Origin of the sequence: Methylobacillus caricis (assembly GCF_020532705.1) — a bacterium.
GTDB lineage: Bacteria > Pseudomonadota > Gammaproteobacteria > Burkholderiales > Methylophilaceae > Methylobacillus > Methylobacillus caricis.
Genome location: NZ_JAJAVD010000001.1, coordinates 43,306 through 69,127, shown reverse-complemented (window position 1 = coordinate 69,127; position 25,822 = coordinate 43,306). Strand labels below are relative to the sequence as shown.

General features: G+C 53.9%; 23 protein-coding genes. 15 read left to right on the top strand and 8 right to left on the bottom strand.

Translation table 11 applies throughout. The annotated features are described in order from the left end of the window. Positions 1 to 171 precede the first annotated feature (171 nt). Positions 172 to 2,361 (top strand): DNA helicase II, encoded by a 2,190-nt coding sequence (gene uvrD, locus LG200_RS00380; RefSeq protein ID WP_226755626.1) that lies wholly within the window; start codon positions 172 to 174, stop codon positions 2,359 to 2,361. Here the strand turns inward: uvrD and LG200_RS00375 are convergent. The 4 genes from LG200_RS00375 to LG200_RS00360 all read right to left on the bottom strand — a co-directional run bounded on the left by LG200_RS00375 (position 2,356) and on the right by LG200_RS00360 (position 5,412). Further along, complete coding sequence (locus LG200_RS00375) at positions 2,356 to 3,147, bottom strand: BPSS1780 family membrane protein (protein ID WP_226755625.1); 792 nt, start codon at positions 3,145 to 3,147, stop codon at positions 2,356 to 2,358. The genes uvrD and LG200_RS00375 overlap by 6 nt on opposite strands. Before the next feature lie 35 nt (positions 3,148 to 3,182). Beyond that, on the bottom strand, positions 3,183 to 4,133 hold the full coding sequence (thrB, locus tag LG200_RS00370) for a homoserine kinase (protein ID WP_226755624.1): 951 nt from the start codon (positions 4,131 to 4,133) through the stop codon (positions 3,183 to 3,185). A 77-nt stretch (positions 4,134 to 4,210) separates the two neighbouring features. Then, positions 4,211 to 4,633 (bottom strand): DUF2782 domain-containing protein, encoded by a 423-nt coding sequence (locus LG200_RS00365; protein ID WP_319004518.1) that lies wholly within the window; start codon positions 4,631 to 4,633, stop codon positions 4,211 to 4,213. Positions 4,634 to 4,680: 47 nt separating this feature from the next. After that, complete coding sequence (locus tag LG200_RS00360) at positions 4,681 to 5,412, bottom strand: LOG family protein (protein ID WP_226755623.1); 732 nt, start codon at positions 5,410 to 5,412, stop codon at positions 4,681 to 4,683. A gap of 18 nt (positions 5,413 to 5,430) precedes the next feature. Here LG200_RS00360 and polA point away from each other — a divergent pair, with 18 nt between their 5' ends. Continuing rightward, positions 5,431 to 8,187, top strand: coding sequence for a DNA polymerase I (gene polA, locus LG200_RS00355; protein WP_226755622.1), 2,757 nt, complete (start codon positions 5,431 to 5,433; stop codon positions 8,185 to 8,187). Between the two features lie 25 nt (positions 8,188 to 8,212). Here the strand turns inward: polA and LG200_RS00350 are convergent, their stop codons facing one another. Then, a complete protein-coding gene (locus LG200_RS00350) occupies positions 8,213 to 8,425 on the bottom strand; it encodes a (2Fe-2S)-binding protein (protein ID WP_226755621.1) in 213 nt (70 codons plus the stop codon). 146 nt (positions 8,426 to 8,571) lie between these two features. On the opposite strand from LG200_RS00350, the gene LG200_RS00345 reads away from it, so the two are divergent. From LG200_RS00345 to LG200_RS00300, 10 genes are all read left to right on the top strand, one after another. Then, complete coding sequence (locus tag LG200_RS00345) at positions 8,572 to 9,336, top strand: competence/damage-inducible protein A (RefSeq protein ID WP_226755620.1); 765 nt, start codon at positions 8,572 to 8,574, stop codon at positions 9,334 to 9,336. A 2-nt stretch (positions 9,337 to 9,338) separates the two neighbouring features. Next, complete coding sequence (locus LG200_RS00340; RefSeq protein ID WP_226755619.1) at positions 9,339 to 9,608, top strand: YkgJ family cysteine cluster protein; 270 nt, start codon at positions 9,339 to 9,341, stop codon at positions 9,606 to 9,608. 124 nt (positions 9,609 to 9,732) lie between these two features. Next, entirely contained in the window at positions 9,733 to 10,491 is a 759-nt protein-coding gene (locus LG200_RS00335; RefSeq protein WP_226755618.1) for a DUF72 domain-containing protein, read from the top strand. A 378-nt stretch (positions 10,492 to 10,869) separates the two neighbouring features. Next, positions 10,870 to 11,904 (top strand): tRNA dihydrouridine synthase DusB, encoded by a 1,035-nt coding sequence (gene dusB, locus LG200_RS00330; protein ID WP_226755617.1) that lies wholly within the window; start codon positions 10,870 to 10,872, stop codon positions 11,902 to 11,904. Next, on the top strand, positions 11,904 to 12,137 hold the full coding sequence (locus LG200_RS00325) for a Fis family transcriptional regulator (RefSeq protein WP_226755616.1): 234 nt from the start codon (positions 11,904 to 11,906) through the stop codon (positions 12,135 to 12,137). Before dusB ends, LG200_RS00325 begins: the two co-directional genes overlap by 1 nt. A 22-nt stretch (positions 12,138 to 12,159) precedes the next feature. Continuing rightward, a complete protein-coding gene (gene purH / locus LG200_RS00320) occupies positions 12,160 to 13,746 on the top strand; it encodes a bifunctional phosphoribosylaminoimidazolecarboxamide formyltransferase/IMP cyclohydrolase (RefSeq protein ID WP_226755615.1) in 1,587 nt (528 codons plus the stop codon). Between the two features lie 196 nt (positions 13,747 to 13,942). Further along, a complete protein-coding gene (purD, locus tag LG200_RS00315; protein WP_226755614.1) occupies positions 13,943 to 15,211 on the top strand; it encodes a phosphoribosylamine--glycine ligase in 1,269 nt (422 codons plus the stop codon). Positions 15,212 to 15,221: 10 nt separating this feature from the next. After that, positions 15,222 to 15,767 (top strand): L-threonylcarbamoyladenylate synthase, encoded by a 546-nt coding sequence (locus LG200_RS00310; protein ID WP_226755613.1) that lies wholly within the window; start codon positions 15,222 to 15,224, stop codon positions 15,765 to 15,767. Between the two features lie 30 nt (positions 15,768 to 15,797). Further along, a complete protein-coding gene (gene hemF, locus LG200_RS00305) occupies positions 15,798 to 16,712 on the top strand; it encodes an oxygen-dependent coproporphyrinogen oxidase (protein WP_226755612.1) in 915 nt (304 codons plus the stop codon). Positions 16,713 to 16,795: 83 nt separating this feature from the next. Next, positions 16,796 to 18,199: an APC family permease gene (locus LG200_RS00300; protein WP_226755611.1), complete on the top strand. Its 1,404-nt coding sequence runs from the start codon at positions 16,796 to 16,798 to the stop codon at positions 18,197 to 18,199. A 635-nt stretch (positions 18,200 to 18,834) separates the two neighbouring features. Here the strand turns inward: LG200_RS00300 and LG200_RS00295 are convergent. The 3 genes from LG200_RS00295 to ilvD form a co-directional block, all read right to left on the bottom strand. After that, on the bottom strand, positions 18,835 to 19,161 hold the full coding sequence (locus LG200_RS00295; protein WP_226755610.1) for a c-type cytochrome: 327 nt from the start codon (positions 19,159 to 19,161) through the stop codon (positions 18,835 to 18,837). 151 nt (positions 19,162 to 19,312) lie between these two features. Continuing rightward, on the bottom strand, positions 19,313 to 20,224 hold the full coding sequence (locus tag LG200_RS00290; protein WP_226755609.1) for a D-hexose-6-phosphate mutarotase: 912 nt from the start codon (positions 20,222 to 20,224) through the stop codon (positions 19,313 to 19,315). Positions 20,225 to 20,259: 35 nt separating this feature from the next. Then, positions 20,260 to 22,110 (bottom strand): dihydroxy-acid dehydratase, encoded by a 1,851-nt coding sequence (gene ilvD / locus LG200_RS00285; protein WP_226755608.1) that lies wholly within the window; start codon positions 22,108 to 22,110, stop codon positions 20,260 to 20,262. Positions 22,111 to 22,170: 60 nt separating this feature from the next. On the opposite strand from ilvD, the gene lgt reads away from it, so the two are divergent. The 3 genes from lgt to LG200_RS00270 all read left to right on the top strand — a co-directional run bounded on the left by lgt (position 22,171) and on the right by LG200_RS00270 (position 25,798). Then, a complete protein-coding gene (gene lgt / locus LG200_RS00280) occupies positions 22,171 to 22,965 on the top strand; it encodes a prolipoprotein diacylglyceryl transferase (RefSeq protein WP_226755607.1) in 795 nt (264 codons plus the stop codon). A 213-nt stretch (positions 22,966 to 23,178) separates the two neighbouring features. Beyond that, positions 23,179 to 25,503 carry an FdhF/YdeP family oxidoreductase gene (locus LG200_RS00275; protein ID WP_226755606.1) on the top strand — a complete coding sequence of 775 codons (2,325 nt, stop codon included), beginning with the start codon at positions 23,179 to 23,181 and terminating at the stop codon, positions 25,501 to 25,503. Continuing rightward, positions 25,493 to 25,798: a hypothetical protein gene (locus LG200_RS00270; protein ID WP_226755605.1), complete on the top strand. Its 306-nt coding sequence runs from the start codon at positions 25,493 to 25,495 to the stop codon at positions 25,796 to 25,798. The genes LG200_RS00275 and LG200_RS00270 overlap by 11 nt, the downstream gene beginning before the upstream one ends. Positions 25,799 to 25,822: the final 24 nt, after the last annotated feature.

Here is a 25,822-nt window from a genome sequence, read left to right as displayed (position 1 = left end):
GTCTGGAAATTAGGACCGGGCCTTTCAGCAATTAGTTCACTGAATGTGCACTTTTTACATCTGCTTACAAACCGCACCAAAAGTGCCCATAATCCATCAATTCACGATTTCGGCTATTAGATAGCTGTCACAATCCGGCAAAGGTTCTCCTTCGTCGCTGCACCTGCGATAATGCAGGCTATGATGAATCCGATATCTTCCGCTTCACTTCTTGACGGCCTTAATGACAAACAGCTGGAGGCGGTCACGCTTCCCCATCAATCAGCACTGATCCTGGCCGGTGCCGGTAGTGGCAAGACCCGCGTCCTCACAACGCGTATTGCCTGGCTGATCCAGACAGGGCAAGTATCTCCCCATGGCCTGTTGGCAGTGACTTTCACCAATAAGGCAGCCAAGGAAATGTTGACCAGGCTGACCTCGATGCTGCCAATTAACGTTCGCGGCATGTGGGCAGGCACTTTCCACGGACTTTGCAACCGCCTGCTGCGTGCGCACCATAGGGAAGCTCTACTGCCGGCCACTTTTCAGATTCTGGATACCGCTGACCAATTGTCCTCCATCAAGCGCCTGATGAAGGTAATGAATGTGGATGATGAAAAGTTTCCGCCCAAGCAAGTGATGGGTTATATCAACAGCTGCAAGGAAGAAGGCCTGCGCGCCCATGCCGTGGATGCCTACGATACGCACTCCCAGCGTATGCGAGAGATATTTGAAGAATACGACAAGCAGTGCCAGCGTGAAGGCGTAGTGGATTTTGCAGAGCTGCTGTTGCGCTGCTATGAATTGCTGAGCCGTAATGCCAATATTCGCGAACACTACCAGCATCGCTTCAAGTACATCCTGGTGGATGAGTTCCAGGATACCAACCGCTTGCAATATCTGTGGCTGAAATTACTCGCTGGCACGGATAACTGCATTTTTGCGGTAGGTGACGATGATCAATCCATTTATGCATTCCGTGGAGCTCGCGTGGGCAATATGCGCGACTTTGAGCAGGATTTTGCGGTACAGAATATCGTCAAGCTGGAACAGAACTACCGCTCTCACAGCAATATCCTGGATGCAGCCAATGCCATCATCACACATAACCGCAACCGTCTCGGCAAGAACCTGTGGACAGCCGCTGGCAAGGGTGAGCCCATACGCATCTATGAAGCTTATAACGACATCGATGAAGCCAATTTCATCGTGGATGAAATCAAGTCACTACATGCAGAGGGCACAAACTTAAGCCAGATCGCCATGCTGTATCGCTCCAATGCGCAGTCACGGGTATTGGAACATGCCCTCTTTTCCTCCGGCCTGCCTTACCGTGTTTATGGCGGCCTGCGCTTTTTCGAACGTGCAGAAATCAAGCACTCACTCGCCTACCTGCGCCTGATTGCCAGCGCAGATGATGATACTGCCCTGCTGCGTGTCATCAACTTTCCTACCCGCGGCATAGGGGCACGCAGCCTGGAACAGCTGCAGGAAATTGCCAGGCAGAATGACAGCAGCCTGTGGCAGGCGGCAATCAGCAAGGTCGGCAATGGCAGGCCAGGACGAGGGCTTGAAGGTTTTGTCGCGCTGATCAAGCAGATGCAGGAAGAAGCCATTGGCCTGACGCTGGCTGAGCAAGTGGAATTAGCTTCCACGCTATCCGGCCTGCGCGACCACTATGCAAATGACAAGGAAGGCGAGGACCGCCTTGCCAACCTGGATGAACTGGTGAATGCAGCGATTGCCTTCACCAACCAGGAAATCGGCATGCAGGTAGATGAAAATGGCGAGGTTGCACAATCATTACTGGCACAATTCCTCACCCACGCCAGCCTGGAAGCAGGTGAACACCAGGCGGACGCTGGTCGTGATGCATTACAACTGATGACAGTCCATGCGGCCAAGGGCCTGGAGTTCAAAACGGTTTTCATCAGCGGGCTGGAAGAAGGTTTGTTCCCGCATGAGCAAAGCAGCTATGAAGCCAATGGCCTGGAAGAAGAACGGCGCCTGATGTATGTGGCAGTGACCCGTGCACGCCAACGCCTTTACATCAGTTTTGCACAAAGCCGCATGTTGCACGGCCAGGTGCGCTATGGCATCCCCTCCCGCTTCCTGGATGAAATTCCCGAAGAGCTGCTCAAGCGTCTTAACACCCAATCCAGCAAGGCAGCAGCTTATACTTCCGCCCCAGTAGCGCCCGCTATTAGCCAAAAAAACGCCATGCCCTGGAAAATAGGCCAGGCAGTGGCCCATAGCAAATTTGGCCAGGGCGTAGTGGTGAACTATGAAGGCAATATAAATGACCTGCGAGTACAGGTAAATTTCGGCCGCGAAGGCCTGAAATGGCTGGCGTTGGAGTACGCCAAGCTGGAAACGTTATAAAGACTCCAATTCAGGTGCCGCAGGTTGCGGCATCTTGAAGATGTCCCGGTTGCTGACATATTGAAAAGCGAGCATGAGCGCACTGGCAAACAGCATGCAGGCGAATACCAACACCAGCATGAGCAGCCCGCCCACTGCCTTGGAAGCAGCAGACAAGACGCCCACCAGGATGCCAGCCATGGTCATGCTCAACATGATAATCAAAGTGACCCCGAGCCATGTCAACAACAATGGCAGAAAATACTGGATAAATGCCGCCAGGCTGGACTTGATGGCCCGCACTACAGAATATTGCTGAAACGATACCAGTGCCGGCGCAAACCAGATCACCAGCACCAGGGGAAGCAGCAGCAACATCAGCTTGATGATGACAGGGGTTGATTGTTCAAGCACTTCTTCAGGGCTGGCATCCTGCTTAGCCAGTTCAGCCAGTTTGACACTATCCTCTACCGTCAATAAGTTGATGAGCAATACATATACGACGCAGATCGCCCCCAAACTCAAAAGCTTGGGAAAATGCGGCTTGATTTCATTCAGGAGGTCACCGAGATCTGAATCACGCCCCTGGTCTGCATCCCGGTAAAACCCTACAGCAAGTGCAAGGAAAGCAGGCAGCAACAGGAAGGAAACAAACTTGAGGCCAAGCAGGCCGGGTAACATGGCGAAGAAAAAGACGTGAGCCAAACCCAATAGCATCCACTTGCCCGGCGTCTTGCGGAACAAGGCAATAATGTCGCGTATCCAGGCCAAGGCCTGATTGCTGCTGGATGGTGGTTTGACTTGCATGTTCAACGGTTGGGACCCTTTAGTTAGAACTTCAATCAGACCCAGGTCTGGCTGATAATCGCCGCCTGGTTGATTGAGTTGCGCAGGATGCGCTCAAAATATTGTGGATCCTTGGCATGCGTCAGCTCACCTGCCTGGGGGAAATGCAGATCATGCAGGCGTGAAAGCCAGAAACGGGTTGCGGCTACACGCAACATGCCAGGCCAGGCTGCATGTTCAGCCTCGGTCAATGGCCTAACTGCATGATAGGCCTTCAGCAAGGCGGACAAGCGCGCTGCATCCAGTACACCAAGCTCAGTGACACACCAGTCATTCACGGCAATCGCAATGTCATACAACAAGACATCATTGCAGGCATAGTAAAAATCAATCAGCCCACCCAGCTTGTCGCCATCCATCAGCACATTATCACGGAACAGGTCGTCATGAATGACACCTTGCGGCAAATCTGCCGTATTGAAACTACGCTCAAAAGCCAGCTGTTTCTCCAGCATCTGCCGGTTTTCTTCATCCAGTAACGGAGCCACTTTTGCTGCCGTAGCCGCACGCCAGTCAGCACAGCGCAGATTACGCATCTCTGCGTCGAAAGACGCACCCGCCAGATGCATCTGCGCAAGCACCTTGCCGATCTCTGCACAATGCACTGGGGTGGGATGCTCCACAGACTTGCCAGCAAGACAGCTTACCAGGGCAGCTGGTTTGCCGTTCAACTCACCCAATGCCTGCCCAAGGTTGTTTCTCACCGGGTGCGGACAGGGAATGCCACGCTCTGCCAGATGCGTCATGAGGTCAATGAAATAAGGCAACTCTTCTGCCGTATGCTCCTCGAACAGAGTCAATACATAGCGACCTGTAGCTGTAGTCACAAAATAATTGGTATTGGTAATGCCGGATGCAATACCTTGCAAGTCCAGCAGGTCGCCCAGGGAATATGCCTTAAGCCATTGCTGCATCTGCTCGAAAGTAACGGTAGTGAATACGGACATAAAACTTTTTTCAGAAACCTGCTATATAAATGTTTAAAGAGGGCAACCAGGCCCTCTTTATCAAATCAGCGAAACTATCAGAAACGGAACAACACCCACTTCGGGATGCTCATCGGTCGTGCCACATCATCAGTACGTGACCAGCCGGCATCCTGGTCATCCTTGGTCAGATAGTAAGGCACCCCATGCGCAGGCGTGACTTTCATCATGTAGAGTTCGCCATTGATACGGTATTCCTCAATCGTATCTTCACCCTTCTTGGTGATGGTCACTTCTGGCTCAGGCGTATCGCCTTCCATGCCTGCCGGCGGTGGGGGCGCTTCCGGCAATGGTTCCAGATTGTCAGGAATGGGGGCAGCAGAGGCCATCATCGGCAGCAGGAATGCCAACACCAGTAAATTACGATAGATACGCATGATGACCTCGGAGATTTTATATTGCCGTAATTCTATCAAATAGCGCAGGTCCCACAAAGGCATCATGTTGCCGATACGCAACATAATACGCAGATATCCTGCAAAATTTCTTTTCCTTGCCGCAAACCAGCTCAGAGATAAAACTGCATGATCTGCTGTTCTGCGGGTGAAGGCTCAAATCCGCGGGTTTCATAATGCTTGAAGATGGCCTCGACCACCTCTTTGGGATCATCTATCACCTGCATCAATTCCATATCTTCCGGTGAGGCCATCCCCTGCGCAATGATGGTGTCGCGAAACCATGCAAGCATGCCGCGCCAGAATGGCTCATGGACAAGGATAATGGGAATCCTGCGTGTCTTGGCAGTCTGGATGAGTGTCAGCGCCTCCATCAATTCATCCAGTGTGCCAAAACCACCAGGCATCACCACATACGCTGAGGCATATTTAACAAACATGACCTTGCGCATGAAAAAATGCTGGAAATTCTGGCTGATATCCTGAAACGGATTGCCCTTCTGCTCATGCGGCAACTCGATATTGAGGCCTATGCTAGGCGACTTGCCATGAAAAGCACCCTTGTTGGCAGCTTCCATGATGCCAGGCCCGCCGCCGGAGATTACGCTGAAACCAGCGTCAGACAACTGGCGTGCGATTTCCTCGGTCAATTTGTAATAGGGATGGTCAGGCTTGGTGCGCGCGCTGCCGAAGATGGAGACCGCAGGCGTAATTTCCTTCATACGCTCGGTCGCCTCGACGAATTCTGCCATAATCTCGAAAGCTCGCCATGATTCACGCGCCGAGTACTTTTTATTCGGTAATTCGGGATCAAGAATCTTGGGAAGTTTTTTTGCAGCTGACATAAGGTTCCACACTCAAAAATGAAAACATTGTTATTAGTGGACGGTTCGTCCTACCTCTATCGCGCCTTCCATGCCATGCCAGACCTGCGTAACAAGGCTGGAGAACCCACTGGCGCCATTCAGGGCGTACTCAATATGCTGCGCCGGCTGCATAAAGACTATCCAGCCGATTATAGCGCTTGTGTGTTTGATGCCAAAGGCAAAACCTTCCGCGACGACATCTACCCGGAATACAAGGCCAACCGTGCTTCAATGCCGGATGATCTACGGCTGCAAATAGAACCCCTGCACAGCGCCATTCAAGCGATGGGCTGGCCACTCATCATAGAGGATGGCGTGGAAGCCGACGACGTGATCGGCGCGCTGGCGAAACAGGCCGCGAGTGAAGGGATGCGCGTGATCATCTCTACTGGCGACAAGGATATTTCGCAACTGGTCAACACACACATCACCGTGGTCAACACCATGCGCGATGCCTTCAGGAAAACCGACGAGGTACTCGATGAAGCGGGTGTGGAAGCCAAATTCGGCATCCCTCCCAGCCTGATGGTGGATTACCTGATCCTCATAGGCGACAGCTCGGACAATGTGCCCGGCGTTGAGAAAGTCGGCCCCAAAACCGCCGTCAAATGGCTGAAGCAATATGGTTCGCTGGAAAACATCGTGGCCAATGCCGACAAAATCAACGGCGTGGTCGGCGAAAACCTGCGCAAGGCCCTGCCCTGGCTGCCCACGGCACGCGAACTGATCACTATCCGCTGTGATGTCGGCATCCAGGAAAGCCTGAGCGACCTTGCGCCACGCCCGCAGGATAAAGCCAAACTGGTCGAACTGTTTGATCGCTTCGAATTCAAGACGCTGCGCCGAGAACTGGATATAGCAACACCGGCAATCCCAAGCGACTCCAGTGCAATACCTTTGCCAACCGACGGTATGCCTGCCGACCTGTTTGCTGCATCTAATGCTGGCACACGCAACTTCGAGACCATATTGACTGAAGCAGCACTGCAAGGCTGGCTGGATAAAATCAGCAGCGCGCCGCTAGTAAGTTTTGATACTGAAACCACTTCACTGGACCCGCTCAACGCAAAACTGGTCGGCATGTCATTCTCGGTCACAGCGGGCGAAGCAGCTTACCTGCCACTGACACATGATTACCCCGGTGCGCCCGACCAGTTGCCGTTTGCAGCCACCCTGGCGCGTATCAAGCCTCTTCTGGAAAATCCCGCCATCAAGAAAGTCGGGCAAAACCTCAAGTACGACAAGCATGTGCTGGCCAACCACGGTATCCCGCTCAATGGCATTGCGCACGATACCCTGCTGCAATCCTATGTGCTGGAAAGCCACCGCACCCATGGCATGGATGATCTTGCCATGCGCCACCTTGATGTCCAGACCATCACTTATGAAGAAATCGCTGGCAAGGGAGCCAAGCAGGTTCCGTTCAGCCAGGTAGCCTTGGAGCAAGCCTCAGACTATGCTGCCGAGGATGCAGATATCACGCTGCAACTGCATGAGGCCCTATACCCGCAGATTGCAAGCGACGAAAAACTGAAATACGTCTACAGCCAGATTGAAATGCCCGTGCTGGATATCCTATACACCATAGAACGTAACGGAGTCCTCATAGACCAGACGATGCTGCAGGCTCAAAGCCACGAGCTTGGCCAGAAACTGGTAGCGCTGGAACAGCAGGCTTATGAACTGGCAGGCCAGCCTTTCAACCTCGGCTCACCCAAGCAATTGCAGGAAATCCTGTTTGGCAAGCTGGGCATCAAACCATTGAAGAAAACGCCTAGCGGCGCGCCCTCCACCGATGAGGACGTACTGCAGGAGCTGGCCCTGGACTACCCACTACCCAAGGTGCTGCTGGAATACCGCGGTCTTGCCAAGCTGAAGTCCACCTATACCGACAAGCTGCCGCGCATGATCAACCCCAACACCGGGCGGGTGCATACCAGCTATAGCCAAGCCGTCGCCATTACCGGGCGCCTGGCAAGCTCAGACCCCAACCTGCAGAACATTCCCGTACGTACGGCCGAAGGCCGGCGCATTCGCGAGGCCTTTATCGCGCAAGCTGGCCACAGGATCATATCAGCTGACTATTCGCAAATTGAGCTGCGCATCATGGCACACCTCTCACAAGATGAAGGCCTGCTAAGTGCCTTTGCCAAGGGCGAAGACATCCATCGCGCGACCGCTGCCGAAATTTTCGGTGTGGAACGCGATGCAGTCACCAGCGAACAACGGCGCTACGCCAAGGTCATCAATTTTGGCCTGATTTATGGCATGAGCGCTTTTGGCCTGGCACAAAACCTGAATATAGAACGTGGCGCGGCACAAAGTTATATAGACCGCTACTTTGCACGTTACCCCAGCGTGAAGGAATATATGCAGAGTACACGCGAAACTGCCAAGGAGAAGGGATATGTGGAGACCCTGTTTGGCCGCCGGTTATGGGTGCCAGAGATCAACAGCCCCAACGGCATGCGCCGTGCAGGAGCGGAACGTGCCGCGATCAATGCGCCTATGCAAGGCACTGCCGCCGACCTGATCAAGCTCGCCATGATTGCCGTCCAAGACTGGCTGGAAACCGAGAAACTTGCCACCAAGCTCATCATGCAAGTGCATGATGAACTAGTGCTGGAATTGCCTGAAAGGGAACTGGAACTGGTGAGGGAAAAACTGCCACAACTTATGCAGGGGGTCGCAAAACTGGATGTACCATTACTGGTAGAAGTGGGCATAGGGGCAAACTGGGAAACCGCGCATTAAAGCCATTCATTAACCTGGTGGCACGCTAGCGATGGGGCTTGATGCCTTGCTGTTCAAGCTCTTGGAGATAATACTCGATCTCCCACTCGCAGCCGCCGCACCCGGTAAGGGCGCCGGTCATGTCGGCAATGCCACGGATGTCCATGCCCTGCATATATAAAGCACGGATTTTGCTGCGCCTGACACCGCTACAGAAACACAGCACTTCATCATCTGGATTGTCGTTTTTACTGCTCATGTGTGCACTTCAATAAAATAAAACTGCTGTCTATTTTAGCGCCGCTTCACTCATTCGACGGCAGAAACTTGGCTATCATTGAGGGATCTTCAGTAAATTGCCTCCGGCGCAGTTAACACTTTTAGAGAATATTTCTATACCGCATCATGACCACTACCCAACAGCCTCGCTTTGGCGCCATCATCATTGGCGATGAAATCCTCTCCGGCAAACGTCAGGACAGGCATCTCGCCAAGGTCATTTCCTTGCTCTCCGCACATGGGCTCAGCTTATCCTGGGCAGAATACCTGGGTGATGATCGTGCCCAGATTGCCACAACGCTCAAACGTACCTTGCAAAGCAACGATATTGTATTCAGCTTTGGCGGGATAGGAGCAACGCCAGATGACCAGACGCGCCAGGCTGCTGCTGAAGCGGCTGGCTTGCCTATAGAAAGACATGCAGGCGCAGTTGCTGAAATTGAAGCGCGCTTTGGTGAGGCCGCTTATCCCAAACGGGTGCTGATGGCAGATTTTCCACACGGTGCCAGGCTGATTCCCAACCCGGTCAACCGGGTACCCGGCTTTTCGCTCGGACATCACTATTTCATGCCGGGTTTTCCCGAAATGGCATGGCCCATGACCGAATGGATATTAATTACACACTATCACCATCTGTTTCATCAGCAGCCTGTAACCGAATCGTCCATCCTGGTCATGGATGCAGGCGAAAGCCAATTACTCGACCTCATGAACCATATCACGGCGACCTACCCGGGTCTCAAGCTGTTCAGCCTGCCACGCCTCGATAGTCGCCGTACCATAGAGCTGGGCGTCAAGGGAGATATAGACACAGTGGCAAGCGCCATGCAGCACATCCAGGCTGCGATCAGTGCCGCGGGCTTTCCCTGGCAACCATTGGCAACGGAATAGTCATGGAATGCCGTCCATCCTGCGGTGCCTGCTGCACCGCCCCCTCCATCAGCAGCCCCATTCCCGGCATGCCCCATGGAAAAAAGGCCGGGGAACGCTGCATGCAGCTCGATGACCGCAACCGTTGCCAGATTTTTGGCAGGCCGGAGCGCCCGCAAGTCTGCTCATCACTCCAGCCTAGCCGGGAAATGTGCGGGGATAACGACCGGCATGCTTTCACCTGGCTCATCCAACTGGAACAATTAACCGCGCCGCAGGATATCAAGCGGTAGATTGACAGCCTATTTACCCTCTGCCTCTAATAGAATGGGCATTCTGTTAAAGCGGTCGATTTAACTATTGCAGTTGCACAAACCCGGCTGGGATAATCCAGACAGGTCAACAAGGCATAGAGTGATGAATACGAAAACCTGGCCCACCCTTGATCATCCGGCACTTCGAGTTGGTTGTGCAGGCTGGGGCATCCCGCCCCAACACGCCGCATTATTTCCGCCAGACGGCAGTCATCTTGAGCGCTATGCACGCCTGTTCGGCACGGTTGAGATCAACTCATCCTTTTACCGCCCGCACCAGCATAAAACCTATGCACGCTGGGCTGCTACGGTGCCAGAAAGCTTCCGTTTCTGGGTCAAAATATCAGGGGAGATAACACATAAACACCGTCTGGCAGGCTGCAGCATTGCCTTGCTGCGCTTTCTGGAAGAGATTTCCGGGCTTGACAGCAAACTGGGCGGCATCTTGATCCAGCTGCCGCCAAGCCTGCAGTTGGACCCGGTAACCGCCCATAGCTTTTTCACGCTGCTGCGCCAGCATTACTCGGGCGCTGCGGCCTGCGAACCTCGCCATGCCAGCTGGTTTTCCATGGCCGGCGAGAATTTGCTGAAAGACTTCAAGCTGGCGCGGGTTGCAGCAGACCCAGCCAGGTTTCCCACGGCAGGTGTGCCCGGAGGCTGGAACGGGTTTTGTTACTACCGGCTGCATGGAACACCGCAAATCTATTACTCATCCTACTCGCCAGAATACTTGGAACAACTTTCCATCACCTTGCAAAACTCCAGCAGTCCAGCATGGTGCATTTTTGATAACACGGCACGTGGCGCCGCCGCTGCCAATGCTATTGCTGTCATAAACAGGATACGGCTCACGGCACCATGACAGGGCTTGTCTGTCATTCAAGTCTTGTCTGTCATTCAAGTTAAGAGTCTGCCTAGCCCCCACCAAACACACTGCCACATGGCCGGGCCAATAGATCAACAGGGCGCTATCTGGCTTCGCATACCAGAACGAGAGTATGTGACAATGAAGTAATCCCGCAAAATAATAGGATATTTTCCCGATCACCACTGCACACACGGCAAGAAACAACCTGACATCAATCAATACACTTAGCTTAGCTACTTAAAGTAAAACGTCGCTTATGACTGAATTATTAGGCAATTTCACAGGGGCGCCAAATCAATATGTGCTTTGTTCTACTCCGGTTTGCATATAAAATGGGCAGCTTTTCCATGCCATGGATACGGTTATATTAACGTGCAGATCGGTTCCTACAAGCTGAAAAACAATCTGGTTGTTGCTCCTATGGCGGGTGTGACGGACAGGCCTTTCCGCGTTCTGTGCAAGAAGATGGGCGCAGGCCTGGCCGTGAGCGAGATGGTGACATCCAACTCCCTTCTCTATGGCAGCGCCAAGACACTGCGCCGCGCCAACCATGAAGGTGAAGTGGACCCGATCTCGGTGCAGATTGCTGGCGCCGACCCCAAGATGATGGCCGAAGCCGCCAGGCACAATGTGGATAATGGTGCACAGATCATCGATATCAACATGGGTTGCCCCGCCAAGAAGATCTGTAATGTGATGGCAGGCTCTGCCTTGCTCAAGGACGAACCGCTGGTTTCGCAAATCCTGAAAGCTGTGGTCAACGCCGTGGATGTGCCGGTCACCCTGAAAATCCGTACTGGCTGGGACAAGAACAACCGCAATGCGGTGGCCGTAGCCAAAATGGCAGAAGACATCGGCATACAGGCACTGGCCATGCATGGACGTACCCGCGCCTGTCTATACATGGGCGATGCAGAGTACGACACCATTGCTACCGTCAAGCAGGCCATCAAGATTCCACTGATCGCCAACGGTGACATCACCACGCCGGAAAAAGCCAGGTTTGTACTGGACTACACCAAGGCGGATGCGGTGATGATAGGCCGTGCAGCTCAAGGCCGCCCCTGGATTTTCCGCGAAATCGAGCATTTCCTTGCCACGGGCGAGCATCTGCCTGCTCCAGAAGTCAATGAAATCCACCAGGTCATGCTGGAACATATTCATGACCTCTACGAATTTTATGGCGAACTCACAGGCATGCGCGTGGCACGCAAGCATATTTCCTGGTACACCAAGGGCCTGGTCGGTTCCGCCAACTTCAGGCACCACATGAACCAGCTACAGACCGTGGAAGAACAGTTGCAATCCATCCATGACTTCTTTGGCGAGCTGAAGCAACGTAACGAACGCCTGCAATACGAAGCTGAAACACCCACGGCATCGGATGACGAGGCACTGGCAGCATAATGAGTAGCCAGGATCTCGCCAGCTGTGTACGTGCAGCCCTTGATGAATATTTCAAGGACCTGGACGGACAGCCGCCACACGCCGTATACGACATGGTACTGCAATGCATGGAAAAACCCCTGCTTGAATATGTACTCAACCGTGCTGGCGGCAATCAAAGCAAGGCTGCGGATATCCTTGGCTTGAACCGCAATACCTTGCGCAAAAAACTGCAACAGCACAACCTTCAATAACCTCTTCTTCGAAGTTTTCAATATGGCAGTCATCAAACGAGCACTTATCAGCGTTTCTGATAAAAACGGCATTCTTGAATTTGCGAAGTCACTGACAGCATTCAACGTGGAAATCCTTTCCACCGGCGGTACCGCCAAGCTGTTCCGCGACCATGGCATCCCGGTTACTGAAGTCAGTGACTACACTGGCTTCCCGGAAATGCTGGATGGCCGGGTCAAGACCCTGCACCCGAAAATCCACGGCGGCCTGCTGGGCAGGCGCGAGTTACCGGAACACATTGCAGCCATGCGGGCAGCAGATATCCAGAATATCGATATGCTGGTGGTGAATCTCTACCCTTTCGAAGCCACCGTTGCCAAGGCTGATTGCACGCTGGAAGACGCGATTGAAAACATCGACATTGGTGGACCGGCCATGGTGCGCTCCGCTGCCAAGAACTGGCAGGATGTGGTGGTGCTGACCGATGCTTCCCAATATGATGGCGTACTGGCTGAAATGAAAAGTACTGGCGGTGCCACCAGCCAAGCCACGCGCTTTGCGCTGTCTGTTGCGGCATTCAACCGCATCAGCAACTATGACGGCGCCATCAGCGATTACCTCTCCTCATTCAATGCGGATGGCAGCCGCAATGAATTCCCCGGCCAGGTCAATGGCCGACTGGTCAAGGTACAGGACTTGCGCTATGGCGAGAACCCACACCAGAAGGCCGCGTTCTATCGGGACCTTTATCCAGCGCCAGGTTCACTGGTCACTGCCCAGCAACTGCAAGGCAAGGAACTTTCCTATAACAACATCGCGGATGCCGATGCTGCCTGGGAATGCGTCAAGAGTTTCGACAGCACTGCCTGCGTGATCGTGAAACACGCGAATCCATGCGGGGTCGCTGTTGGCACCACACCACTGGAAGCCTATGACAAGGCTTTCAAGACCGATACCACCTCTGCCTTTGGCGGCATTATTGCGTTCAACCATACCGTGGACCAGGCAACGGCAGAGGCTGTTTCCAAGCAGTTCGTGGAAGTGCTGATTGCGCCTGGCTATACCGAGGAAGCTTTGGCACTGTTCAAGGCCAAGGCCAATGTGCGCGTGCTGAAGATCGCCCTGCCCGCTGGTGGCGACAGCGCCTGGAGCCGCGGCCGCAATTCGCATGACACCAAGCGCGTGGGCTCAGGCCTGCTGATCCAGACGGCGGACAACCTGGAAATCAGTGTGGACGACATCAAGGTGGTGACCAAGAAACAACCCACTCCCGAACAACTGGAAGACCTGTTGTTTGCCTGGCGTGTTGCCAAATATGTCAAATCCAATGCCATTGTATTTTGTGGCAATGGCATGACGCTGGGCGTAGGTGCAGGCCAGATGAGCCGTGTAGACAGCACCAGGATCGCAGCGATCAAGGCACAGAATGCTGGATTATCCCTGCAAGGCTCTGCGGTAGCTTCCGATGCCTTCTTCCCGTTCCGCGATGGCGTGGATGTGCTGGCGGCAGCAGGTGCCACCTGCGTAATCCAGCCAGGCGGCAGCATCCGTGATGATGAGGTGATCGCGGCGGCAGACGAGCATGGATTGGTAATGGTATTGACCGGCGTACGTCACTTCCGCCACTAATAATAAATATCAACACAGGCTCTGTTAGCGTCATTGCGGCTCCTTGCCGTAATTAATGTGTAGTGTTTGCGCTGCCTCGCTCTCAAGTCTGTTGAATTTAATGGATTAAGCAAAATCCATGATTTCCAAGCAGATAAACCGCGTGACGCGGTTAAAATAGAGCGTCACTGGTCAGCTGTAAAATTAAAGGGTAATTATGAAAGTTCTAGTCATCGGCGGCGGCGGGCGTGAGCACGCACTTGCATGGAAACTCGCCCAGAGTGAGCGTATCAGCCGCGTATTTGTGGCACCAGGCAACGCCGGCACTGCGCTGGATCCAGACATGATGAATGTCCCTATTACCAAGGTACAGGAGCTGGTTGAGTTCGCCGAGAAAGAGCAGATCGGACTTACCATCGTTGGTCCTGAAGCCCCATTATCCCAGGGCGTGGTAGACGCATTCCGTGCAGCCGACTTGAAAATCTTTGGCCCGACCCAGGCAGCTGCCCAACTGGAAAGCTCCAAGGATTTTGCCAAGGCCTTCATGATCCGGCATAACATCCCTACCGCAGCCTACGCCACCTTTACTGATGCCGTTGCTGCGCATGATTACGTCAGGCAGCAAGGCGCGCCTATCGTGATCAAGGCTGATGGCCTGGCTGCGGGTAAAGGCGTAGTTGTGGCCATGGATGAAAACGAGGCTCATGCCGCGATTGACGCCATGCTCGCAGACAATAAACTGGGTGCCGCAGGCGCACGCGTTGTCATTGAGGAGTTCCTGACCGGCGAAGAAGCCAGCTTCATTGTGATGGTGGATGGCAAGAACATCCTGCCTCTGGCCACCAGCCAGGATCACAAACGCCTGCTGGATGGCGACCAAGGCCCAAACACTGGTGGTATGGGAGCTTACTCCCCAGCGCCAGTCGTCACTCCGGACATTCATGCCAAGGCCATGCGGGAAATTATTGCACCTACCGTGGCAGGCATGGCAAAAGACGGTATTCCCTACACCGGTTTTCTTTACGCCGGCCTCATGATTTCCCCTGATGGCAACGTGAAGACCCTGGAATTCAACTGCCGCATGGGCGACCCTGAAACCCAGCCTATCATGCTGCGCCTCAAGAGCGACCTGGTCACCCTGGCAGAGCATGCCGTCAATGGCACATTGAATGAAGTCCAGGCAGAGTGGGATCGTCGCAGCGCATTGGGTGTGGTGCTGGCTTCTGCCAATTACCCTGAAACACCAAGGCTGAGTGATGAAATCACCGGATTGCCCAAGGATCTGGAAGATGCCCATGTGTTCCATGCCGGCACTGCCATGAAGGATGGCAAGGTGGTGACCAGTGGTGGGCGCGTACTATGCGTAGCCGCACTGGGGGAAACCGTGAAGTACGCACAGTCCCAAGCCTACAAGATTGCAGATGACATCAGCTTCGATGGCATGCAACTGCGCCGCGACATCGGCTACCGCGCCATCAAGTCCTAAGCCAGGCGCCATGACAACGGCACGCGCACTACAGCATTTCCTGCGTAGCGGCGGTGTCATTGCCTATCCTACCGAGTCCTGCTTTGGACTCGGTTGTGACCCCACCAACCCTCTGGCGATCAGGCGCCTGTTACGCATCAAGGGGCGCCCCCAGCGCAAAGGCCTGATCGTGGTCGCCAATCAATTCTCACAATTGAGACGGTTGATCTCCCCTGTCACACCAGAACAAAAGCGACGCATGTTCGAGCGCTGGCCAGGCCCGCATACCTGGCTGGCGCCCGCAGCAAAACGCTGCCCAGCATTGTTGCGGGGCAGGCATAGTTCCTTGGCGGTGCGTGTCACTGCCAACCCATTCGCGGCACAACTCTGCCGCAAAGCTGGCATGGCACTGGTTTCCACCAGCGCCAACCACAATGGCCGGGTTCCGGCCAAAACCACTCGCGACTGTTATCGCCTGTTCGGGCACAGTGTCAAGGTGTTACCAGGCAAGACAGGCGGCGCGAGCAAACCTTCGACCATACAGGACCTGCTGACGGGCAAGATACTGCGTCCTTAAGCCGAGATCCGGTTCCACCAGGAGAGCTTCATGAATTCAAATGCAATCTTCGACTACCTTCAAGGCCTGCAATCCCGCATCGTAGAATCGATCGAGCTGGTTGACGGCAAGCGCTTTCTGCACGATAGCTGGCAGCGAGCGGAAGGCGGAGGCGGCACCTCCTGCATGCTGGAAGAAGGCAATGTGTTTGAACGTGCAGGAATAGGCTTTTCCCACGTGCTGGGCAACAAGCTGCCCCCTTCCGCCAGCTTGGCCCATCCAGAAGCTGCTGGCAGGAGCTGGCAGGCCATGGGCGTGTCGCTGGTGTTCCATCCACGGAATCCCTACGTTCCCACTGTCCATATGAATGTACGCTTCTTTGTGGCAGAGAAAGCTGGTGAGGAACCGATCTGGTGGTTTGGCGGAGGCATGGACCTGACGCCTTACTACGGATTTGAAGAGGACGCGGTGCATTTCCACCGCACCTGCCGTGATGCCCTGCATCCGTTCGGCCACCATTACTATCCTCAATTCAAGAAGGAATGTGACGAATATTTCTACCTCAAGCACCGCCAGGAACCACGTGGCATAGGCGGTATCTTCTTTGACGACTTCAACGGACTGGGCCTGGAGCAGAGCTTTGCCCTGCAGCGCAGCGTGGGTGATGCCTTTATCAACGCCTATCTGCCCATCGTGCAACGCCGCAAGGATACGCCTTATGGCGAACGCGAGCGCGATTTCCAGGCATATAGACGTGGCCGCTATGTCGAGTTCAACCTGGTCTACGACCGTGGGACCTTGTTTGGCCTGCAATCCAATGGCCGTACCGAGTCCATCCTGCTTTCCATGCCGCCTGTCGTCAAGTGGCGCTATGACTGGAAGCCGGAAGCCGGCTCTGCCGAAGCCAGGCTTTACAGCGACTTCATCACCGGCCGCGACTGGCTGACAGACAAACAATCGGTTTGATCAGGCAAAAGCTATGGCGGGCAGATCACACTAAAGCTTTGGGCATAATTCGTGCATACTAAAAAAACCAACAGGGAGAACACATGTTTGCACAACTGTTTCGCACCAAACCGGTAGAGATAGGCCGCCACAGCGGCCTGAAAAAATGCCTGAGTGCATTCGACCTAGCATTGCTGGGCATAGGTTGCGCGATTGGCACCGGCATATTTGTACTGACCGGCATCGCAGCGGCCAATTACTCAGGCCCGGCGGTAGTACTTTCCTTCATCCTTGCAGGCCTGGCAGCAGGGTTTGCCGGCTTTGCCTATGCAGAGCTGGCAGCCTCGATAGGCGGTTCAGGCAGTGCTTATGGGTATACCTATGTGGCATTCGGCGAGTTCTTTGCCTGGGTCATCGGCTGGATCCTCCTGTTGGAATATGGGGTTGGCGCCGCAGCCGTTGCCAATGGCTGGTCAGGCTATTTCATCAATACCCTGGCCAATTTCAATCTGCATATTCCCGATGTCTGGACCAAGTCCCCCGGCCAGGGAGGCATCATCAATCTTCCGGCATTCGGCATTATCTGGCTATTGACCATCATCCTCATCAGCGGGGTCAAGCAAAGCTCGCAAGTGAACAACATCATGGTGGCAATCAAGCTGGGTACGATTGCCATTTTTCTCGCCATTGCAATTGGCCATATCAATACAGATAACTGGCAACCTTTCATGCCTTACGGCTGGTTCCAACCGCAGGAAAACGGCAACAACATCGGCATCCTGGCCGGCGCATCCCTGGTGTTTTTTGCCTACTTTGGCTTTGATGCAGTTTCCACCGCGGCCGACGAAGCCAAGAACCCGCAACGCGACCTGCCCATCGGCCTGATTGCTGCACTACTCTTCTGTACCCTGATCTATATCCTGGTCTCGGGCGTACTCACGGGTGTCGTGCACTACACCGATCTCAATGTGTCTTCGCCGGTGGCTTATGCATTGAGCAAACTGGGCTACTCATGGTCGTCCACCCTCGTCGCCACCGGTGTCCTGGCCGGCCTCATTACCGTCTTACTGGTCCTGCTCTATGGCCTTACCCGTATCCTGTATGCCATGAGCCGCGATGGACTGATTCCAGCTGCCTTCTCCAAGATTGATCCGGACCGCCAGACTCCCACGCGCCTCATTCTGTTCTGCGGTGCCATCATCTCGGTGGTCGCTGGTTTTTTCTCTCTGGGCACACTAGCCGAGACCGTCAACATTGGTACCCTGGCCAGTTTTGTCATGGTCTGCTTTGGCGTCATTATCTTGCGCATCCGCCAGCCTGACCTGCACCGTCCATTCAAGAACCGCTGGAATCCGTTGATTCCTGTACTGGGCATCATCTCATGCAGTGCGCTCATGGCTTTCCTGCCCGCAGAGACCTGGCATCGCTTCATCATCTGGGTCATTGTCGGCATCGCGGTTTATTTCCTCTATTCCATGCATCACAGCAAACTCAGACAACCACGATAATCACAACACTTATACAAGAAGCACCGCCCGGCGTAATACCGCGATGGACTTTTGCAGGCAATGTGCAGTGGGGATCATTTCAGCATATGACAGCTGATCAACTCAGGATCGACCTGGATGAAAAATTGATGGGACAAAAGTCGACCGCACACTGATTGGCCAACATTTCCTGAAAGGTATAGGAGCAATCACACTGAAGTGGTCGCTTGAGGCACGACCCACATGTCGGTGATGCCAGCTTTACAACCGTTAATTGTTAATTCGTCTATTGACGGATTCATTAGAGAGAGTGCCGTCGAATTAAACTGTGGCCGCCCCGGATCAACTCGGTAAGCCCTAATGTCCAGAAGGAGTCCCGGCATGTGTATGGTAGTGATGTTCCAGCACTGGACCTGTGCCTGGTGAGAAGGCGGCACTTAACCTATAGAAAAAGCGTGGAGGGTCATCAGACCGATCAAACACTATCGTGTTTGGTAACACAAACAATAAAGCTGGTATATCAAAAACATGATTTGACGCATGCCAGCTTCGATCAATCAGTTGCTAGTTGGTAAATTAAAGTGCCCAGCGACTACCAATACGATCGGTTCCAATACAAGCTAAGCCATCAGGCTGGTTTATCACAGTCATTGCGATTACAAAGTCAGTATCCACTGCACTATGGTCTTAATATCATCATCACTGATCTGCGGACTGTTCGGAGGCATTGGTATTGGCCCCCATACTCCCTTGCCTCCGGCCTTGACCTTGGCAATCAACTTGGCCTCTGCAGTGCTTTCACCCCGGTACTTGGCAGCCACATCTCGATAGGCCGGCCCTATCACCTTGTTAGCTACCGTATGGCAAGCCAGGCATCCGCTTTTCTGTGCCAGTGCCTCAGCCACCTTGGCATCGGCAGCCGAAGCCTGCCCAGCAATAGTAAGCCCTAACACCACGCCCAGGATACGCATTACCAATTTCATATATTTCTCCTTGGCTTGTCACTGTTGTTCATGCTGAATAAACGGTAAGAACGTCTCAGGCAGATCAACGTTGACTTGCACATCAAACGTAGCACACAAATACAACCTCATGAAGCAGCAGCTCTGACAGCCAGTCAAATACCCCCTGGCCTTAGAGCGCCTCTGTGCTGTACTGCACACTGAGCACATGCGTTGCACCAGGCGCTACAGTCACAGCATTTTCCCTGACGTTGGAAGATTCGACGCAGACCATCTGTCTCCAGCCAGAATGGCTGCCAAGATCTCCAATTTCCGCCGCCTTGCGCTCCCATGGGGTCCACACCACGGTAGAATGGCTTCCGGATTTTTCAATGATGATCTTGCGCCTCAAACCTGGATCTTCAACTACACATGTGGATTCAGTATTCAGATAAACCCTATCGACTTCATCACTGAAGCTGATGTCGCCCAGCTGGCGCTTGAGCACATAATCCTCAACCTTGTCCTCATACTCAGTATGGTCCAGGCCAGTAATTTTCACTACCTCGATGTCGCTGACCTGGAAATAGGTGTGCAAAGCCTCACCGATCGCAAATGGCACATCACCATTATTGGTAGTAGCAAGCTCCATTTTCAATACAGGACCGATATTGATCGTCAATATGAGATCGCACAAATAGGGCCACTGCTTTTCAACCTGCCTGCTCTCTGCCAGTCGCAGCAACAAGCTGGTCGTATTGTTGTCCTCCACTCTGGCATCCACCATCTCCCACGGCACCACACGGGCAAAACCATGGGGACACAATGTTTCATCTGTGGGATGCGGGCCAAACCATGGCCAGCATACAGGCACCCCGCCACGGATCGAACGCCCGGAAACAAATCTTGCCTGGTCGGACAACCACAAGACAGGGGCTTCGGCATGACGAGGATTCCACTGCATGACATGGCCACCCTGCAAGGCCACCTTGGCAGTGGCATGTGGATTTTCAATGTCTAGTGTTACCAGTCCATTCAGGTCTGAAGAGAATTGGATTTTATGCCCGACCCCGTACCGGGCATTCAATTCATATATTGATTGCATAAGCTCTTATTAATTAAATTAATGAATTCTTATTATTATTTTTCGATCTGGCTGACGTCGCGCACCGCTCCTTTGGCGGCAGAAGTGCTCATGGCAGCATAAGCGCGCAAGGCTGGAGACACCACGCGCTGGCGATTCACAGGCTTCCATGCATCCTTGCCGCGGGCTTCCATTGCAGCACGGCGATGTGCCAGCACTTCATCAGTGACAGCCAGATGTATCTTCCGGTTCGGAATATCGATCTCCACTGTGTCATTTTCTTCCACAAGGCCAATGGCACCGCCTTCGGCAGCTTCGGGTGAAGCATGGCCAATACTGAGGCCGGAAGTGCCACCAGAGAAACGACCATCGGTCAGCAATGCGCATGCCTTGCCCAGTCCCTTGGACTTGAGGTAGCTCGTAGGATAAAGCATTTCCTGCATGCCAGGACCGCCTCGCGGACCTTCATAACGAATAATGACAATATCCCCTGCCACGATCTTATCCGCGAGAATGCCCTCCACTGCAGCATCCTGGCTTTCAAAGATACGTGCGCGCCCAGTGAACTTGAGTATGCTGTCATCCACACCTGCGGTCTTGACGATGCAGCCATCTTGAGCAATGTTGCCATAAAGCACAGCCAGGCCGCCATCTTGCGAATAAGCATGCTCTTTATCGCGGATGCAACCCTCGGCACGATCAGTATCAAGCCCAGGCCAGAGCATGGACTGGCTGAATGCAATCGTGGTTGAAATACCGCCAGGAGCTGCACGGAAGAACTTTTTCACCTCCTCGTCCTCGGTGGTGGTGATGTCCCATTTATCCAGCGCGTCACCCAGTGTTGGGCTGTGCACGGTAGGACTGCTTCTGTGGATGAGTCCAGCGCGGCTCAATTCGCTCAATATCCCCATGACACCACCAGCACGGTGAACATCCTCCATGTGATACTTGGCGGTGGCGGGTGCCACCTTGCAAACACAAGGTACGCCGCGGGAAATCCGATCGATATCTGCCATGGTGAAATCCACCTGGGCTTCATGCGCCGCTGCCAGCAAGTGCAGCACAGTATTGGTAGAACCACCCATGGCCACATCCAGGCTCATGGCATTCTCGAATGCATGCAGGTTGGCAATATTGCGTGGCAGCACGCTTTCATCATCCTGCTCGTAATAACGCTTGGTGATTTCCACGATCAGGCGGCCAGCCTTGAGAAACAGTTCCTTACGTGCTGCATGGGTTGCCAATGTGGAACCATTGCCAGGCAGGCTCAGGCCCAAGGCCTCGGTCAGGCAGTTCATCGAGTTGGCAGTAAACATGCCAGAGCAGGAACCGCAGGTTGGGCAAGCAGAACGCTCTATCGCTTCAGACTCTTCATCAGACACATTGCTATCTGCAGCAGCCACCATGGCATCCACCAGATCCAGCTTGTGAATATTGCCTTGCCAGTTGACCTTGCCTGCTTCCATGGGGCCGCCAGACACGAAGACCACGGGGATATTCAGCCGCAGGGCAGCCATCAGCATGCCGGGGGTGATCTTGTCGCAGTTGGAAATACACACCAATGCATCCGCACAGTGAGCATTCACCATATATTCCACGCTGTCGGCAATGAGGTCACGGCTGGGCAGGCTATAGAGCATGCCGCTATGGCCCATGGCGATGCCGTCATCCACGGCAATCGTATTGAACTCCTTGGCAACCCCTCCGGCACGCTCAATTTCACGTGCCACCATTTGTCCCAAGTCCTTCAAATGCACATGGCCCGGCACAAACTGGGTAAATGAGTTAGCGATGGCAATAATTGGCTTGCTGAAGTCATCTTCCTTCATCCCAGTGGCGCGCCAGAGCGCGCGTGCGCCTGCCATGTTGCGGCCATGGGTGGAGGTTCTGGATCGATATTGAGGCATAAAAACCCTAAACTGAACGTATAATTACCAGATTTTACTCCAATCTAAGGGTCAATCCCAATGCTTGTTCATCCGCAATTTGATCCGGTGGCCATCCACCTGGGGCCTTTAGGCATTCACTGGTATGGCCTCATGTACCTCACCGGCTTCCTGGCTTTCCTCTGGCTGGGCCGCTGGCGCATTGCCCACCAGGAATGGTGGGGCTGGTCTCCCAAGATGCTGGATGATGCACTGTTCTACGGTGCCTTGGGCGTGATCATAGGTGGCAGGGTTGGCTATGCCTTGTTTTATCAGCATGACTACTATCTGCAACACCCTCTTGAGATCTTGTTCCTCTGGCAGGGCGGCATGTCCTTCCATGGCGGCTTCATAGGCGTATTAGTCGCCATGTTGATCTTTGCTAAAAGGCGCCAGCTCACTTTCTTCGGCATCATGGATTTTGTAGCGCCACTGGTTCCTGTAGGTCTGGGAGCAGGCCGCATGGGAAACTTCATCAACGGCGAGTTATGGGGCCGCCCCAGCGATGGGCCTTGGGCCATGGTGTTCCCTCAGGTGGACAATATTGCGCGTCACCCTTCTCAGCTTTATGAATTCCTGCTGGAGGGCATTGTGCTGTTCATCCTGCTGTGGTGGTATTCCAGCAAGCCGCGTGCAAGGGGTACAGTTTCTGCATTATTCCTCATTGGTTACGGCAGCTTCCGCTTCCTGGTCGAGTTTACACGCCAGCCTGACGATTTCCTTGGTTTGCTCTCGCTGGGCTTGAGTATGGGGCAGTGGCTGAGTTTACCCATGATCATCGCCGGCATCTGGCTGTTTATTGCAAGCAGTCGCAAGCCCTCCACCAGCCAGGCTTGAACCTGGCAACTCCTAGTCAGTAAAGTCACGGTATACCCCTTTAAATTTGGGGTATACACGATGATTAAGTCCCAAACTGTACTCTAAAAATATCCTCGCTTCTGTATCTGGTTTACACCAATCCCTGCCCTTACCATGTACTAATCACAAATTGTCTTTCACTGGCGTGATTGTCCATCACAGCGCGCCAAACATTCAGGATTAGCAAGGACCATGTCGGAACATCAAGGCTCGATCAAACCCTATCACCATCCCGCAGCAGGCTGGGGCGCACTGAAACAAGTGGCTGCCCAGCTGGCGCTACAGAAGATTCCGGTCAAGGGCATCGTCACGCTTCTATCACAAAACCAGCCCGATGGTTTTGACTGCCCAGGTTGTGCCTGGCCAGACAAGGAGCACACATCGACGTTTGAGTTTTGCGAAAATGGTGTCAAGGCTGTAGCGGCAGAAGCAACTGCCAAACGCGTTCCTCCTGCCTTCTTTGCCAAACATACTGTCACTGAACTGATGGAGTGGAGCGATTTTGCACTGGAAGGCGAAGGCCGCCTGACCCACCCCATGCGCTACAACAGCGTTACCGATAAATATGAAGAAGTCACCTGGGACCAGGCATTTGACCTGATCGCCCAGCATCTCAATGCATTGGACCATCCCGACCAGGCGGCATTCTATACCTCAGGCCGCGCCAGCAACGAAGCGGCTTTTCTCTACCAATTGTTTGGCCGCGAGTTCGGCACCAACAATTTTCCGGACTGCTCCAACCTCTGCCACGAGTCCACCAGCATGGCATTGCCCCCTACCGTAGGCATAGGCAAGGGTTCGGTCACCTTGCACGACTTTGAACATGCAGACACCCTGCTGATTTTTGGCCAGAACCCTGCGACCAACCATCCGCGCATGCTGGGTGAGTTGCGTGAAGCTGCCAAGCGCGGTGCCCGCATCGTGGCCATCAACCCCTTGAAGGAACGCGGCCTGGAACGCTTTGCAGATCCGCAAAGCCCACTGGACATGCTGTCATTCAAGGGTTCGAAGATCAGCGACATGTTCATCCAACCCAAGCTAGGTGGCGACTTGGCCCTCATCAAGGGGATGATCAAGTTTGTCATCCAATGGGATGATGAAGCCATCAAGAATGGCGCCGAGCGCGTGGTGGATATGGAATTTATCCAGCAGCACACCAACGGCTTCGAGCAGATTGCCGAAGACGCACGCAATGAAAGCTGGGACGCCATCCTGGAAGAATCCGGCGTATCAATGGCGCAGATTGAGCAAATCTCGCGCATTTATGTCGCCGGCAACCGAGTCATCTCGACCTGGGGCATGGGAATCACCCAGCACAAGCACGGCGTTGCCACCATCAAGACACTGGTCAACCTGATGCTGTTGCGCGGCAATATCGGCAAAGAAGGTGCAGGCCTATGCCCAGTGCGTGGTCACAGCAATGTGCAAGGCAACCGTACCGTGGGCATTTACGAAAAGATGCCGGAGAAATTCCTCTCCAGCCTGGAGCAAGTATTTGATATCAAGGTGCCCAAAGCCCCTGGTTACGATGCCGTCGCTGCCATCCAAGCCATGATAGACGGCAAGGTAAAGGTGTTTTTCGGCCTGGGCGGCAATTTCTCCATCGCCACACCTGATACAGACCGCACCTGGGATGGCCTGCGCAGCTGCACGCTAACTGCCCACGTGACTACAAAACTCAACCGCAGCCACCTGGTACACGGCACCGAAGCCCTGATACTGCCTTGCCTGGGACGTACCGAAATCGACACCCAGGAAACCGGCCCACAAGGCGTGACCGTTGAAGACTCCATGAGCATGGTGCATATCTCGTATGGCATGAACAAGCCTGCCTCCATGCACCTGCTGTCAGAGCCTGCCATCGTGGCCCGTCTGGCACATGCCACACTCAAGAACAGCAAGACACCATGGCTGGAATACATCAAGGATTACAGCAAGATTCGTGATGTCATTGAGCAGACAATGCCTGAGGCATTCAAGGATTACAACGAACGCATCAAGCAGCCAGGCGGATTCCGTATGCCAGTGCCCTCCAGTCATCGTATCTGGTTGACCCCATCTGGCAAAGCCGAATTCACCGTGCAGGAAATACCGCGCAACTCGCCTATCCACCAGGCACGCGAGAAGTTTGGCGACAAGCTGTTTGTACTCATGACCACACGTTCGCACGACCAGTACAACACCACCATCTATGGCATGGATGACCGTTACCGCGGTGTATTCGGCCAGCGCCGCGTGGTGTTCATGAATCCTGAGGATATCAAGCGCATGGGACTCAAGGCTGGTGACTGGATCAACCTGGTCAGTGTCTGGCAGGATGGCATTACCCGCCGCGCCGATAACTTCCTGGTAGTGTCCTATGACATTCCGCAAGGTTGCCTCAGCGGTTACTATCCTGAAACCAACAACTTGGTGCCGCTGGAAAGCGTGGCAGATGACTCGCATACCCCGACTTCGAAATCGATCCCGGTGATTATCGAGAAAGTGGCAGAAAAGCAGGTGCCCCGTGCTGCTTGATAATGCCCATTACCAAGAAGCGGATTTCCAACCTGAAACCAGCGGGCTGGATAGCAGCGCTGTCCTGATGCTTGGCATTCTGGAGTTGCTGCATGCCGAGCATGATCGGGGACGCACAGTGATGTCACTGGCTGTAATCTGCAAACGCCTGGGGTTGCGCATGAGCACCTTGCAACGCCTGATGACTGCTCTCGGCGAACAGGACCTGGTCACCGTCAGTACTGAAAAAGAACGCCTGGTAGCCGCCCTGACCCCCAGTGGACAAGAAATTTCCAGTGCCCTGCAAACGCAGTAATTAGAGCACAGCTTCCCGCGCCGC